This window comes from Geomicrobium sediminis, from assembly GCF_016908595.1.
GTDB classification, from domain to species: domain Bacteria; phylum Bacillota; class Bacilli; order Bacillales; family Marinococcaceae; genus Geomicrobium_A; species Geomicrobium_A sediminis.
The window spans coordinates 44,376-58,659 of record NZ_JAFBEC010000017.1; the positions used below are offsets into that span (position 1 = coordinate 44,376).

A 14,284-nucleotide genomic window follows, 5' to 3' on the forward strand; every position below is an offset into this window, starting at 1 on the left:
GTTTTTTTAAGAATAAATATCTTGTAACGCTTTTCTTAATGTGGGGAAACGATACGAATAACCAAGTTCTTCAGTCCGTTTCGGAATGACTCGTTGCCCTTTAATAATAAGGTCACTCATTTCTCCAAGCGCAAGTCTCATAGCAAATCGCGGAGCAGGTAACCAGTGCGGACGATGGATCGTTTCTCCAATGATTTGCCCGAATTTACGCATTCGAAGTGGTTCAGGAGCGGTGATATTAAAGGGACCTTCACATTGCTCATTTTCTAAGCAGAATACAATTGCGTTAGCAACATCTTCGACATGAATCCATGAATACCACTGTCTGCCATTGCCTATTCTGCCTCCAACACCAAACCGATAGGGGAGCACCATAAGCGGTAGTGGCCCATCATTACGATCCAATACGAGTCCGAGTCGACCGATCACTAAACGGACTTCATCTTTCACTTGCGACGCTTCACTTTCCCACTGTTCACTGACTGTTTGTAAAAAGTATTGATTGATCGGTTCTGAGTGTTCCGTGAACGTATCTTCTTCAGAAACTCCGTAGTATCCAATTGCTGAGGAACTGTAGAAAACGCTAGGCGTATGCTCTAAGGCTCGTATAATTCGAATGCATTCTTGTGTGGCCACCACTCGGCTTTTTAAAATTGCTTCCTTATGTGAACGAGTCCAGGGCTTACTAATCGAAGCACCCGCTAAATTTACGACCGCATCAACGTTTTCTAATTGATTTTCTGGTTTTGAGCCATCGAGCCACGTTACGTAACGAATGTGAGAATGATTCTGTTTGTCTTTTGCATTTCTTGTTAGAATAGTAACAGAGTGACCTTTTTCAATGAGACGCTCGGTCAGTTTCGTTCCGACCAGTCCAGTTCCACCTGAAATGAGTACGTGCATATCAAGAACCTCCCTTTCTAAGTAACTCATACCCAAAAATGACGAGTAGTTATCCTATAAAGTAGAATTTTATAATGTCCATCGAATTGTGTAACGTCATAGATGCAACGAAAGCCGTTTTTGACGAGCAAGAATAGCCTATTGAAGCGAGTGGAGTCAAACGTAACTGAGCTGCCTGTTTGAACTTCTTAAGTAGACAGCTAGGATCGTACAATTACGAGCTGAGAACTCGATAACGATAACGAAAGCGAGGTGAGCCTGCTACTAGTTAATGACGAACACGAGCTAGGGATATTTTTCTTTAGACTAGTAGTAGGATGCAATGAAAATAACAAAAATTACCGTCCAAAAAAATGATCCAGAGCGGTACAATATTTTTGTTGGGGACCAACATGAAGAACGCTTTGCTTGTGGCGTTGATCAAGAATTACTACTGCGTCATCATCTTCATAAAGGCATGGAAGTTGATGAAAAAAAGCTTGCGCAATGGGCATTAGAAGACGAATATGAGAAAGCATACAAACATGCATTGCATTATGTAAACCGCCGCATGCGAACAGAACAAGAAGTACGTCTCGAGCTTGCGAACAAAGAAGTTATAATGGACCACATCGATCGAATTCTTGAAGCAATGAAAGAACGTAAGTATGTGAATGATCACATGTACGCCAAGTCATATGTAAATCTCGAATTATCAACAAGTTCTAAAGGTCCTGGTAGAATGAAGCAATACTTAGAAGAGAAGGGTGTTGCAAGGTCAACCATTGAGGGTGCACTTTTGAGCTACACGAAAGAGCAACAACTAGACAAGGCGATTGCAGTTATCCAAAAGAAGTCGAGGCAATACAAAAAAGACAGTATACAAATGAAAAAGAAGAAGCTTACAGACGCTTTGTTGCGACTTGGCTTTTCATATGAGATGATTCAATTGGCATTAGAGCATCTTCCAAAAGCAGATGAAGAAGACGCTTTATCGATCCAAGCAAAACAAGCTGCACAAAAGTTACAAAAGAAATATAGTGGACAAGACCTTCATCGACGCATCGTTCAAAAGCTTGTGCAAAAGGGGTTTTCGTATCAAGCAGCGATCGATTATGTTAATGAGAGCTTTCAGGAGGAAGATCAATAGATGGATCAACGTTATGGACGATTAACACGACAAGAGCTATTGCGAGAAGTAACAACGTTAACAGAGCGAGCTAGAAAAGCAGAACAGAAAGGAATGTTAAGTGAATTCGAGGTTTATGAGAGAAAAAAAACCATCGCTCAATCGTATTTACTTGACCGAAAGCAGTATGAGCCTGGAAAGCGATATGAAATTCAGGGTGAAGATCAAGGTTCGTTACTCATTTCCTATATGAATGGCGTCTTTGCTTGGGGATACCGAGATGGAGAAACAGACTTAACTGCAATTCCAATTTCACTACTAAAAAGACATGCAACGTAATGTTACGTTGCATGTCTTAATTTCGCTTTTTTCGTATTCTGTTCGGTAGATTTTTGTAGCTTCTGTTCGAGCTTTGTTTGGTTGTAAATCCAACCAGTATAAGACCCAAGAATTTGTAGGTTGCTGTTAAGGCGGACAATTGTAATAAATGGATAATATCCACCAGAACGATAGCGAAGGTCTGTAAAAGTAACTTCATATCCAAACGACTTCTCTTCAACATTCCAACGATATGCTGGGGAGAAACTTAAAAAAGCCGTAAGGTTCGTATCTTTTAGAGCTGCCAAAATGACTTCATCTTGGGGAATTGGCTCAAAAGGAAAGCTTTCTAAATAACGAATGTTTTTATTCTTATAAGTGGCGACGTGTAAGTGGTTTCTTGTACGGATGACTAGATGAAAGTCAGTCCAACGAATCGTCGGTGAAATAAAGATGTGACTGGCTCTTGGATGTCTTTTTCTCGCAAGACGAACGATCTTATTGCGAACGTGCATCCTCCACAGATAATAAAGCAATAAAACTCCGTAAATCGCTAAAAACGTATAGCCAGGGTGTGCGCCCATAATCCACAAAACGATGCCTAGAATGTGCATCCCAAAGAGAAAAGGGTCGAATATATTGATGGCCCCGAGTGCAATCCACCGGTTTTTAAAAGGGGCGAGTGCTTTCGTACCATAAGCATTAAAAATGTCTACAAGCACGTGAAGACCGACTGCTAGTAATGTCCATATCCAAACATGAATTAATGCTGCTTCTGGAATGAACATAAAGGTTAAGACAGCAATGGCTACTGACCAGAGTAAAACTGCAGGAAGTGAATGAGAAGAACCACGATGGTTTTTAATATAAACGGCGTTATTTCTCATTTTTAAAACAGTGTCTAAATCAGGTGCTTGTGATCCAAGCATGATCCCAACAGCAGCTGCTGCGAAAGTCGCTTGGTTCTCGGCGATGACCGGGTCAAGTGTAGCAAGCCCGCACAACCCTACACCCATGACTACATGTGTCGCTGAGTCCATACCCGGTTGTTCCTCCTTTTGTAATGCGTGTAAATAGATTAGCAAAAATCGTTTCTGACGTAAATAAAAGAAAGGTGATGACGAGTAAATACAATGCAAATCTTTATGGAATATAAAGTTAATGATGACTATGTAGTTGATTACGAACGACTGATACCTCATATTAAAGAGGCAATGAAACAGTTTGAAGTCTGGAATTATCGCACCTACAAAGCATTTGATCAGCCGAATTTATTTGTTGAGATGTTCGAAGTGACTAATCAACAAGAATATGAGTACGTGAAGAGTAGTCGAAGAAATGAGAACGATCCGGTTTTTGGTAAGCTTGCGCCACTAATTACGAAGCCATTAGCCAACATGAATTGTTGGGCATTTATTGAACAAAAGGAGAATAACTAGAAAGGATCTTCACCATGTCACTTTTTGCATATCAATTTACACAAGACCTCGTTGACTGGTATGAATCTGAACAACGAGACTTACCGTGGAGACGGAGTAGAGATCCCTATCGGATTTGGATTTCAGAAGTAATGCTTCAACAAACGAGAGTCGATACGGTCATTCCATACTACGAAAACTTTTTAAAGAAGTTCCCGACATTACCTGCTTTAGCCAATGCTCATGAAGATGAAGTGTTAAAAGCTTGGGAGGGACTTGGTTATTATTCAAGAGCAAGAAACCTCCACGGAGCAGTTAAAGAAATTGCAGCGTCATACGACGGTGTCGTTCCGAATGACCCTGATAAGTTCCGCGAGCTAAAAGGCGTTGGTCCTTATACGGGTGGCGCGGTAATGAGTATTGCATACGATTTTAAAGAACCGGCAGTCGATGGAAATGTTATGCGAGTTCTTTCTAGAGTGCTTTATATTACTGAAGATATTTCAAAACAAAAAACGAGAAAGCAATTTGAAGAACACGTTCGTGAGTATTTGGAAATGACTGAGCCATCTAAGTTTAACCAAGCTCTTATGGAGCTTGGTGCGTTAATCTGTAAGCCGAAAAAACCGGATTGTGAACAATGCCCAGTTTCGAAATTATGTGTAGCGAGAGAAAAAGGAGTTGTTGAACAACTCCCGATCAAGGCGAAAAAAGCAAAGCCAAAAGATCAACAAGTCTCCTGTGCGGTTATTGTCGATGAAAATGAACGAGTGCTCATTGAGCAACGTCCGAAGGAAGGGCTTTTGGCCGGTCTTTGGCAATTTCCAGCTGTGCTTGGACATGAAGATGATCTTTCTTCAGTCTTACACGATCAATATAAATTAGACATATCGTTACAAAAAGAAAGCGACGTATTTAAGCATGTGTTTTCCCATTTAAAATGGGAAGTGTCCATCTACACTGGAACGATTGCAACTGAAGAAGATCATCAAGGTGTTTGGGTAAATAAACAAGAGTTTCAAACCTATAGTTTCCCTGTTGTTTACCAAAAGATTGCCAAGCATTATTTAGGATGGTGATTCATCCTCATTGCTCATGAGTGTAGGACGCATGCTTTCCATATCTTCTCTCGTCTTATGCGTGCCTAACTCGTAGATACGTTTGTAAACGTGATCCAATCCGTGCTGAAATTCTCGACTGTCGTCATCGGTATATTCTTCATTAAAATGTCTGAACGTAAATAAATCTTGTAATTCCATATCATGGGCTTGGACTTCACTTAGTAATGTTTTTAATTCCTTGATTTCGTGAGCGGATGCTTCGATCTCAAACTGAATTAATTCGCTATCATCAATCTTTGTTGTAGTTACATCATCCATGCTAATGGGATTTAAATTCACGTAATAAATTTGTTTATCCATGATAACTCCTCCTTATCGTATACGTAGTATGTGCAAACGTAAGGAGGAGTTATGTGTGTTTACTTACTAATCTCATCGAGCATTGATTTTGTCTCTTTTGAACCATATTCATAAATGAGTTTGTACAGGCGACCGAATTCCTTACCGACTTCTTCTTTATCGCGATCGGCTTGCAATTCATCGAAAAACGTTACAAGTTCATCACCTTCAACGTCATGAAGTTCAATAACGCTTAGTTCATTTTCTAATTCGTGCTTTTCCTCTGTATTAACGAATACTTCATATTGAATGGTATTGTCGTCTACTTTAACCGGTGATAATTCAAGTGATCCTTGATTTACTGTAACAAAAAACTTTTCACGTGCCACAAAATCTCTCCTTAAAATCTGGCTTATGAGAGGATTACCCGTTAACGAATAAATATAATCTGAACCAAACGACTCAAATGTAATGGTATAATGCCAATGAAACTGAAGGAGGGATTTATATGGAAAGAAAAGTAGCACTCGTTACAGGCTCAAGCCGTGGAATTGGAAGACTAACAGCGATTGAGCTTGCAAAACGTGGATATAACCTTGTCGTACACTATGCTAGAAGCAGAAAAGACGCGGATCAGACTGTCGAGGAAATTCAATCTCACGGTGTTGAAGCAATAAGTGTAAAAGCGAACTTAAATGATGAAGAAAAGATTGATCAACTATTTGAAGCAATTCATGAGCGTTATGGAAGATTAGATGTTCTCGTCAACAATGCAGCATCAGGCGTTTTAAAGCCTTCTATGGAACTGACGAGCAATCATTGGGACTGGACGATGAATGTGAACGCTAAAGCATTACTCCTCTGTGCACAAAAAGCCGTCCCGTTAATGGAAAAAAACGGACAAGGCTATATTGTAAGTCTCTCTTCGTTAGGCTCAATTCGTACATTAGAGAACTATACAGCGGTAGGCGTTTCAAAAGCTGCTGTCGAATCGCTAACACGATATTTGGCTGTTGAACTCGCTCAGAAGAACATTCGAGTCAATGCAGTAAGTGGGGGAGTTGTTGATACGGATGCGTTAAAGCATTTCCCTAATCGTGATGAAATTCTAGAGAGTTCTGTGAAAAATACACCAGCAGGGCGGATCGTTGAACCGCACGATTTAACATCGACGATTATGTTTTTGATTTCGGATGAAGCGAGTATGATTTGTGGACAAACCATCATTGTAGATGGGGGTATATCGCTGACAATGTAATTTCTTTGCATAAGATTTCACACAGCGGGCATGTTAATCGTTGTGGAGGTGAAGTCAAATGGCTAAGAAACAAAACAACCAGCAAAACCAACAACAACAAAATCAACAACACCAAAACTACGAACAAGAGTTCGGTAGTGAGACTGATGTGCAAGAAGTGAAGAAACGTAACGCACAATCTGAGCAACACAAAAACCAAAATAACCAACAGTAATGTAAGATGGGGAGCGTCCTATACGGATGGCTCCCTTTTCTTTTGACGTTAGGTTTATTATACTACGGATAACGATTTGTCATTGTCAGAAAAGGGGGGATAGCCACGTGATTCCAACAGAAGGGGAAACAATCGAAATTCGTAGTTACAAACATAATGGAAAACTGCATAGAGTGTGGGAGCAATCGGCTGTATTAAAAAGCACATCCCAAGAGATTATCGGTGGTAATGATCGGATCCTTGTGGTCGAAGGCGATGGGAGCTCTTGGAGAACGAGGGAGCCTGCGTTATTTTATTTTCATCATGAAAAATGGTTTAATGTGATTGCGATGATTCGAAGTGACGGTACGCATTATTATTGTAATATCAGTTCACCGTGCGCTTATGATTCTGAAGCTTTAAAATATATCGATTATGACTTAGACATCAAAGTGTATCCAGATCACAGTTTTCAGTTGTTGGATGAAGATGAGTTTTTGTTGCATCAACAGACAATGAACTACCCCTTCGATGTCACAACAAAAGTGATCGAAGGGGTAGAGGAATTAAAGTATTGGATTTACCAAGGGAAAGGACCGTTTGATCCCCAGTTTATTGAACGTTGGTATGAAGAGTTTCTGATGCATCGTTAATCATCGCTATTGTGATAACTAAAGAAGCTTTCTACAAGTCGGTCGAGATGCTCTAGTCGCTGGTTGTATTCGACAATATGAGAGACGATCGGTAGTAAGCTTAACCATTCTTCCCGAGTAACCTCTTTGTAGTCGTAGGAGTCCATGAACAGGTCAGTCAGTGATTTGTGACCTTCATCAACTTCCTCAGCCATCGTATCGGTCATCTGAGTGGTCACTTTTCCGTCATAACGCATTAAGATCCGTTCATGATACGTCGTTAAATGATCAAGCTGTTGTGACAATAGCCGTTGCATATTGTCGGGAAGGTGATGATAAGCATTTTCTCGATCATCTAAGAAGGTCAAAATGCTAATAAGCTCCTTATTAACGTTAATCATTTCGCGAAAGAGAACCAACTTGCGTGCTTTGTTGAATTTGTTTTTCATGAAATAATTACGTTCTTCTTTGAATAACAAGTACATCTGATCTAATTCAACGAGCTCTTCTTTTGATTTTTCTAGATCTTTTCTTCTGGATTGAGTATTCGTATCGTGACGAGTCGTTAGTCGAATCCACTGTGCGGTGTTCTCGGTCATTGTGACGACTTTTTTATATAACTTTTCTTCATATTTAGGCGGTATAAATAGCATGTTAATGAGAAATGCCGAGAATACCCCAACCATAATTAAACCAAAACGAGAGATTGCATACATCAAGTATTCTTCATTCGGAGCTGAACCCATAATAATGATAATCGTGACGAGTGTGACTGGAATCGTTGCGGACTCTAGATTCATTCGGGTGATTATAGCGATTGCCAGCATGACAACGACCCCGATTACAAACGGTTCATGCCCAAAAGCAAGACCGAATACGACAGCTAGAATCGCTCCAATTGTATTCGCTTGAAGTTGTTCTAAGATCGTTTGATACGTTTTGTAAATGGAAGGCTGGATTGCAAATGCTGCTGTTAATCCTGCAAAGAAAGCGGGTTCTAAACCGAGCCATTGTGCTGCATACAAAGCAAGCATAATGGCCAATCCAGTCTTAAAAATGCGGGCGCCTAGACGCATAAGAATAAGCGCTCCTTTCTACGGTTAGTCCAGCGGCTTTTCTTGATTAAAATCATAGGCTTCTTTCGCCTCAATCGCTGGTCTTTTTTCAATAAAGTAAAGGATTGCTGCTTTGCAAAGCCCCCACGTTGCGGTTGCAGCGAGTGTTCCAGAAATAGCGTTACCGGCAACTGGGAATACGAATTTGCTAACAGAACGTGATAGCTGTCGAAAAGCTAATGCGGTTCCAACATTGGCTCCCATCGCTGTGAAAAATTCAAGGAGTGTTTTCCGATTGAACTTGCGCCCTGAAATGTACGCAATCGCAGCGACCATTGAAATTTGAATACTCGTTATAATAGGTAAATCTGCGAGGGGGATCGGTTGTGCCCCAACACCGGCTGCAATGGTGGATGCGCTTTTGCCAACAGTTTTAGCAATCCGGGTTTGAATCTTTTTTCCCTGTGTAATCCTCGCCCACTCCATCCACGTATTTCCTGGAAGTTGATCAAGTAAATAGTCAGTGAGCGTTTCAATGTTATAACGGCGGTCGTAAACGATCTCACCGTTTTTAAATGCGAGATAAGCACAGACTGGAATGACCTTCGGAATATCTTGAAATTCTTTTTTGAGCATTTTATTAACGTGAGAAACTGCAAGATGAATGGCATCATTTTTCTCCGAAGTAAACGGTGGATCAGAATCATAAATGGGATCAAGTTCATCGACTTGAGTGACAACACCTACAATTGGTGGACGATAATCGTGCTTTTCTAAGATCAATGATTGTAGGCTTTTCAGCTGCTTTATATCTTCTGTAATCCGACTGTCAACTTCTTTAGCTTTGACGAGAAAAAGAATGGCATCTGGATACGTATCTTGAATGGCTTCTTGCCAAGCGTCTTCTTCAGAAAGAGCGAAACGTTCTGAAGAGCCTTCGCCAAATCCTCTCGTATCAAGTACTTCCATTAGTGTTTCGTTTTTTTCATCTTTAAATGTATGCCAAGAGGCGCGTTCTGTTTCTGCGACCACACTACCGACTTTGGCGACTTCCTTTTGAAAGATCGCATTGATTAGCGTTGATTTCCCCGCACCCCGCCGACCTACGACGGCAAAACGAGGGGAGCGGGTATTTAAAAACAATTCTTCAAGTTTCTCAACTTCAGGGTTTATTTTCTGCTTAACAGAGGCCGGAAGTTTAGGCAAAAGTTTATTCCGGATTAATTCAAGTGATTGTTGAAGTTCTTCAGGTTTTCTTTCATTGCTCAAGAAAATCACCTTTTCCTTCTTTTATCGAACTTCTTTAAAGGCTTCCTTAGCAATCTCAATCGTTTCCTCTACATCAGCTTCGGTATGAGCGGTCGTTAAGAACCAAGCTTCATATTTACTTGGTGCTAAATGAACGCCTCGTTTTAGTAGAGCATGGAATAACTGTGAAAAACGTTCCCCGTTACTCGCTTTAGCATCGTCATAATTTCTAATTGGTTTGTCTGAGAAATAGACAGTTAATGCTCCTACTTTACGGTTAATCACAACATCATCAATACCCGCTTCTTTGGCGGCTACGTGTAGACCATCTTCGAGTTTCTTCCCGAGTGTTTCTAGGTGATCATATACCCCTGGTTGTTGCAAGACTTCTAAACATGCAATGCCAGAATGCATCGATGCTGGATTTCCAGCCATTGTTCCTGCTTGATAAGCAGGGCCAAGTGGTGCAATTTGTTCCATAATATCAACGCGACCACCATAGGCACCAATTGGTAAACCGCCACCGATGATTTTTCCTAGTGCAGTAAGGTCGGGTTTAACACCGAGAAGGTCTTGGGCAGCTCCATAATGAAAGCGGAAGGCTGTAATTACTTCATCATAAATGACGAGGCCTCCATAACGATGCGTAAGATCATTTACCGCTTCTAGAAACCCTGGTTCAGGTTCTACAATTCCAAAGTTACCAACGATCGGTTCAACGAGAACAGCAGCGACGTCATCTCCGAATGTTTCTAACGCTTGTTCTAATGCATCCGCATCGTTAAACGGAACTGTAATGACTTCTTTTGCAATGTTCTTTGTGACTCCTGCGGAATCTGGAGAACCTAATGTCGAAGGTCCGGAACCTGCGGCAACAAGCACAAGGTCAGAATGGCCGTGGTAACAACCTGCAAATTTAATAATCTTATTGCGACCTGTATATGCTCTTGCAACTCGAATGGTCGTCATAACTGCTTCTGTACCTGAGTTAACGAAGCGAACCTTCTCAAGAGAAGGGATGGCTGATTTTAACATGATTGCAAAGTCATTTTCTAACCGTGTTGGTGTTCCATATAAGACACCATCTTCAGCAGCTTGTGTAATTGCTTTTGTAATGTGAGGGTGTGCGTGCCCTGTGATGATTGGACCGTACGCTGCAATGTAATCAATGTAGCGGTTGTCATCCAAGTCATACAAGTATGCACCGTTTCCTTTCTTTATTGAAACAGGAATTCCTCCGCCGACTCCTTTAAATGATCGGGAAGGGCTGTTTACGCCTCCAACGATATGTTCATTTGCGATTTCGTATTGTCGTTGTGACTGTTCTATATTCATTTTGTAACCTCCAATATCATCAATCTTTATTCTACCATTGTATGATTCGACAAACACGTAAAACGCGATCATAATAGAAGAAAGTCATCAAAAAAGTGAGAGGAAGTTGAATGAAATGGAATTATTGAACAAAGTAGCGCCAGATTTTACGTTGCCAGCAAGTAATGGTGAGAACCTTTCAATTAGCGATTATAAAGGTAGCATCGTTGTCCTTTATTTTTATCCAAAAGACATGACACCAGGTTGTACAACACAGGCTTGTGATTTCCGTGATGCTATGCCAGCACTTCGTGAAGATAATGTAGTTGTCCTTGGAATCAGTCCTGACTCGTTAGATCGTCATGACAAATTCATTCAAAAGCATGAACTTCCATTTACGCTGATTGCAGATGAAGAGCAAGAAGCCGCAAACAAATACGGAGTTTGGCAATTGAAAAAGAACTTCGGCAAAGAATACATGGGAATCGTCAGATCCACGTTTTTAATAGATGAAACAGGAACGGTAATTAACGAATGGAGAAACGTTCGTGTTAAAGACCATGTAGAAAAAGTGAAAGAAGCGATTCAAGCCCACAAAAATGGAGGATGATGATCGTGGAAGTTGTCATTACGAATAAAATACCGACTGAAACCATTCGTGAGATTAAAGAGCAATTACCTTCTGTTAACATCTCTCAGTTTGAAACGATGTCAGAAGCGAAAGAAAAGCTTGAGAGTGCGGACGCATTGTTCTTGTTTGGCGGAGGCTTAACAGAACGTGTCATTTCGAGTGCAGTTAATTTGAAGTGGGTGATGACTTCTTCGGCAGGTGTTGAAAACTTGCCGTTGGACTCACTTGAGAAACGAGGAATTACCGTTACGAATGCTCGAGGTGTTCATAATGTGCAGATGGGGGAGTACGCCCTTCATGCGATGCTTGATCATGCACGTAAACATAAGGTAAGCGTAGAGTATCAACAAATCAAACGATTTGAGAACTTCAAGCCAGGTGAACTTTACGGGAAAACGCTAGTCATCCTTGGAACAGGCGCAATCGCACAAGCTGTCGCAAAGAGGGCGAACGTGTTTGGTATGAGAGTGTTTGGAATCAATCAAAGCGGGCGAGAGGTTGTGCATTTTGATGAGACATATGCGCTACAAGAGTTGTTTAACGTGTTACCTAAAGCGGACTATATCGTAAACGTCCTACCGTCAACATCAAAGACGAAACAACTTATTAATGAAGAGTCGTTTAGTTATATGAAACATTCAGCAGTGTTCATTAACTTTGGTAGGGGAGATGCAGTTAATGAACAAGCGCTCATAGAGGCATTACGCAATAAAAGGTTGGACCATGCTTACTTAGATGTGTTCGAAGAGGAGCCTTTACACGAAGAGCATCCATTATGGGGAATGGATGAAGTGACGATCACGCCCCATATCGCTGGTTACTCATCACATTATATGGAGAGGCTTCTTCCGATATTTGTACATAACCTTCGTGTCTTCGTTGAACAAGAAGGAGAAATGAAGAATATCGTTAATAAAAGTGAAGGTTATTAGCGTTCATTTTGTGATATGATGAAACATAAACATGAGTCAAACGGAGGTTTTCCAGTGAAACTGCTTGTATGTATTGTTAATGACGTATACCGGGATCATCTTGAGAAAGTATTGCAAAATTCAGGTTATCGAATTACTGAACTAGCAAGTAGTGGAGGGTTTCGGAGAAAAGGGAATACGACCTTTTTAATTGGTTTCAAAGATCAAGATTACAATGATCTTAAGAAGACAATGGAAGAAGCGTGCGTACACGTAGAACAAAAGAAAAAAATTCAACCGACTAGTAAATATCGGTTTACATCGTTTGTTATGGAAACGGCAACGAATGATGATTGGACAACACGGTTTAATAAGGCGTAAGAATCCCTATATTGACAAGCATTTCACTGTCCGTTAAACTAAATTATAAGAATTATAATGTAGTAATTGTTGTATGAAAGAGGGTGCATGGCGATGGCAAGTGAACGACTTCAGCACGCGGTCGATTCATTAAAGTCTACAAAAGTGCGAATGACACCGCAGCGTCATGCGATTTTAGAGTTTCTCTTTGAGACGATGACGCATCCAACAGCAGATGAAATTTATAAAGCTTTAGAAGGTAAGTTTCCAAATATGAGCGTTGCTACGGTGTACAATAATTTGCGCGTATTCAAAGAAGTAGGGATTGTTAAAGAATTATCCTATGGAGACTCTTCAAGTCGTTTTGATTCAGTAACAAATAGCCATTATCATATTATCTGCAACGACTGTGGTAAGATTGTTGATTTTCATTATCCGGCTCTGGATGAAGTGGAGACGTTAGCAGAGCATGTGACGAATTTCCAAGTTCAATCACATCGCATGGAGATTTATGGAACGTGTCCAGAATGCATGAGTAAACAATCGATCGCACACGATTAATTGTTTTGATCTATAATGAAATGCAAAAAAACACCGCCATATTTCGGCGGTGTTTTTATTTAGGGTTAAAAGATGACTTTCGATTGTAACGAGCGTCTAACTCTTTTCCTTCTAACGCTTTATCGATTGTGAGTGGTTCGTTACAGTGCATACATGCATCTACACGACCGAGAATTTTCGTCGCTCCTTCGCATGAAGGACAGATGACTTGTACAGTTTTCATCGACTGCATACCAATCCATAGATAGACAAGAGCGCTCGACAGCACTGATAGGAAGCCAATGATCATTGCAAACGACATTAAGATTGGATTTTCACTAAATACAAAGATAGCTATATACATAATGAAGATCCCGATAAAAATTAATGCGAGTGCAAACGTGCGAATGCGATTAATTTTCGCCACTTGCTATACCTCCTGTTACTTTCAATAAGAACACGTCCATAGTATAACATAGTCATTCATAGCGGTGCATCGACTGCTCTAGAAACTTTTTAAACTTTTTATGGAAAATGTATTGACGCTTTAGTTAATAACATGGTATCTTTATATCCGTCGCCAAGAGAGACGGCAGACAACATCGAAAAAAACAACGAAAAAAAGTTGTTGACGATAATTGCAAAAACATGGTATCTTATAACTCGCACTAACAAATGCGAAACACACCGAAAAAAAGAATTGAAAAAGTTGTTGACACAACGAACTGACGGTGGTAAGATAGAAAAGTCGCTGTCGCAACGACGGCAACACAAAACAAGCAAAACAATTGCCCTTTGAAAACTGAATGAAAGTTAAGCGAATTAAAGCAATAAAAGCTAGCGCTTCTATTATAGAAGTACGAGCCTCGTTGGCACCCCCGTGCTAACGAAAAAGGAAACACTTTCAATGGAGAGTTTGATCCTGGCTCAGGACGAACGCTGGCGGCATGCCTAATACATGCAAGTCGAGCGGACCCGAGGTGCTTGCACCTCAT

19 protein-coding genes and 1 rRNA gene are annotated in these 14,284 nt (G+C 40.6%); 12 read left to right on the plus strand and 8 right to left on the minus strand.

From position 1 onward, the window contains the following. Positions 1 to 6 precede the first annotated feature (6 nt). Positions 7 to 903: a TIGR01777 family oxidoreductase gene (locus JOD17_RS19140; RefSeq protein WP_204699577.1), complete on the minus strand. Its 897-nt coding sequence runs from the start codon at positions 901 to 903 to the stop codon at positions 7 to 9. Positions 904 to 1,225: 322 nt separating this feature from the next. Here JOD17_RS19140 and JOD17_RS19145 point away from each other — a divergent pair, with 322 nt between their 5' ends. Continuing rightward, a complete protein-coding gene (locus JOD17_RS19145) occupies positions 1,226 to 2,032 on the plus strand; it encodes a RecX family transcriptional regulator (RefSeq protein ID WP_204699578.1) in 807 nt (268 codons plus the stop codon). After that, positions 2,033 to 2,350, plus strand: coding sequence for a YfhH family protein (locus tag JOD17_RS19150; RefSeq protein ID WP_042360935.1), 318 nt, complete (start codon positions 2,033 to 2,035; stop codon positions 2,348 to 2,350). It abuts the gene before it with no gap. Positions 2,351 to 2,352: 2 nt separating this feature from the next. On the opposite strand, the gene JOD17_RS19155 is transcribed toward JOD17_RS19150, so the two are convergent. Further along, on the minus strand, positions 2,353 to 3,369 hold the full coding sequence (locus JOD17_RS19155) for a metal-dependent hydrolase (protein WP_204699579.1): 1,017 nt from the start codon (positions 3,367 to 3,369) through the stop codon (positions 2,353 to 2,355). A 93-nt stretch (positions 3,370 to 3,462) separates the two neighbouring features. On the opposite strand from JOD17_RS19155, the gene JOD17_RS19160 reads away from it, so the two are divergent. Both JOD17_RS19160 and mutY read left to right on the plus strand, forming a co-directional pair. Beyond that, a complete protein-coding gene (locus tag JOD17_RS19160; protein WP_204699580.1) occupies positions 3,463 to 3,768 on the plus strand; it encodes a hypothetical protein in 306 nt (101 codons plus the stop codon). 14 nt (positions 3,769 to 3,782) lie between these two features. Further along, the gene (gene mutY, locus JOD17_RS19165; protein WP_204699581.1) at positions 3,783 to 4,826 is read left to right on the plus strand and encodes an A/G-specific adenine glycosylase; all 1,044 of its coding nucleotides are present in this window, start codon (positions 3,783 to 3,785) and stop codon (positions 4,824 to 4,826) included. Here mutY and JOD17_RS19170 read toward each other — a convergent pair. Further along, the gene (locus JOD17_RS19170; RefSeq protein WP_204699582.1) at positions 4,815 to 5,168 is read right to left on the minus strand and encodes a hypothetical protein; all 354 of its coding nucleotides are present in this window, start codon (positions 5,166 to 5,168) and stop codon (positions 4,815 to 4,817) included. The two genes, mutY and JOD17_RS19170, sit on opposite strands and share 12 nt — an antisense overlap. Positions 5,169 to 5,227: 59 nt before the next feature. Continuing rightward, complete coding sequence (locus JOD17_RS19175) at positions 5,228 to 5,536, minus strand: hypothetical protein (protein ID WP_204699583.1); 309 nt, start codon at positions 5,534 to 5,536, stop codon at positions 5,228 to 5,230. 119 nt (positions 5,537 to 5,655) lie between these two features. Between JOD17_RS19175 and fabL the strand changes: the two genes are divergently transcribed. The 3 genes from fabL (at position 5,656) to JOD17_RS19190 (ending at position 7,251) form a co-directional block, all read left to right on the plus strand. Next, entirely contained in the window at positions 5,656 to 6,405 is a 750-nt protein-coding gene (gene fabL, locus JOD17_RS19180; protein ID WP_204699584.1) for an enoyl-[acyl-carrier-protein] reductase FabL, read from the plus strand. A 58-nt stretch (positions 6,406 to 6,463) separates the two neighbouring features. Continuing rightward, positions 6,464 to 6,619 carry a gamma-type small acid-soluble spore protein gene (locus JOD17_RS19185; protein WP_204699585.1) on the plus strand — a complete coding sequence of 52 codons (156 nt, stop codon included), beginning with the start codon at positions 6,464 to 6,466 and terminating at the stop codon, positions 6,617 to 6,619. A 107-nt stretch (positions 6,620 to 6,726) separates the two neighbouring features. After that, positions 6,727 to 7,251, plus strand: a complete 525-nt coding sequence (locus tag JOD17_RS19190) for a DUF402 domain-containing protein (RefSeq protein WP_338028837.1) — start codon at positions 6,727 to 6,729, stop codon at positions 7,249 to 7,251. On the opposite strand, the gene JOD17_RS19195 is transcribed toward JOD17_RS19190, so the two are convergent. Genes JOD17_RS19195 through JOD17_RS19205 form a run of 3 tightly spaced genes read right to left on the minus strand, consistent with a single transcriptional unit; the run spans position 7,248 to position 10,868 of the window. Beyond that, positions 7,248 to 8,306 carry an FUSC family protein gene (locus tag JOD17_RS19195; RefSeq protein ID WP_204699587.1) on the minus strand — a complete coding sequence of 353 codons (1,059 nt, stop codon included), beginning with the start codon at positions 8,304 to 8,306 and terminating at the stop codon, positions 7,248 to 7,250. The genes JOD17_RS19190 and JOD17_RS19195 overlap by 4 nt on opposite strands. Before the next feature lie 24 nt (positions 8,307 to 8,330). After that, positions 8,331 to 9,554 (minus strand): GTPase family protein, encoded by a 1,224-nt coding sequence (locus tag JOD17_RS19200; protein ID WP_204699588.1) that lies wholly within the window; start codon positions 9,552 to 9,554, stop codon positions 8,331 to 8,333. A gap of 21 nt (positions 9,555 to 9,575) precedes the next feature. Then, entirely contained in the window at positions 9,576 to 10,868 is a 1,293-nt protein-coding gene (locus JOD17_RS19205) for a glutamate-1-semialdehyde 2,1-aminomutase (protein WP_204699589.1), read from the minus strand. A 115-nt stretch (positions 10,869 to 10,983) separates the two neighbouring features. Between JOD17_RS19205 and bcp the strand changes: the two genes are divergently transcribed. The 4 genes from bcp to perR all read left to right on the plus strand — a co-directional run bounded on the left by bcp (position 10,984) and on the right by perR (position 13,310). Next, a complete protein-coding gene (bcp, locus tag JOD17_RS19210; protein ID WP_204699590.1) occupies positions 10,984 to 11,457 on the plus strand; it encodes a thioredoxin-dependent thiol peroxidase in 474 nt (157 codons plus the stop codon). A 5-nt stretch (positions 11,458 to 11,462) separates the two neighbouring features. Continuing rightward, a complete protein-coding gene (locus JOD17_RS19215) occupies positions 11,463 to 12,410 on the plus strand; it encodes an NAD(P)-dependent oxidoreductase (RefSeq protein WP_204699591.1) in 948 nt (315 codons plus the stop codon). A gap of 54 nt (positions 12,411 to 12,464) precedes the next feature. Continuing rightward, positions 12,465 to 12,770, plus strand: coding sequence for a cyclic-di-AMP receptor (locus JOD17_RS19220; RefSeq protein ID WP_204699592.1), 306 nt, complete (start codon positions 12,465 to 12,467; stop codon positions 12,768 to 12,770). Between the two features lie 93 nt (positions 12,771 to 12,863). After that, a complete protein-coding gene (gene perR, locus JOD17_RS19225) occupies positions 12,864 to 13,310 on the plus strand; it encodes a peroxide-responsive transcriptional repressor PerR (protein ID WP_042360958.1) in 447 nt (148 codons plus the stop codon). Positions 13,311 to 13,365: 55 nt separating this feature from the next. Here the strand turns inward: perR and JOD17_RS19230 are convergent, their stop codons facing one another. Next, on the minus strand, positions 13,366 to 13,716 hold the full coding sequence (locus JOD17_RS19230; RefSeq protein ID WP_204699593.1) for a DUF2614 family zinc ribbon-containing protein: 351 nt from the start codon (positions 13,714 to 13,716) through the stop codon (positions 13,366 to 13,368). A gap of 477 nt (positions 13,717 to 14,193) precedes the next feature. Here JOD17_RS19230 and JOD17_RS19235 point away from each other — a divergent pair. After that, a 16S ribosomal RNA gene (locus JOD17_RS19235) occupies positions 14,194 to 14,284 on the plus strand; the annotation flags it as partial.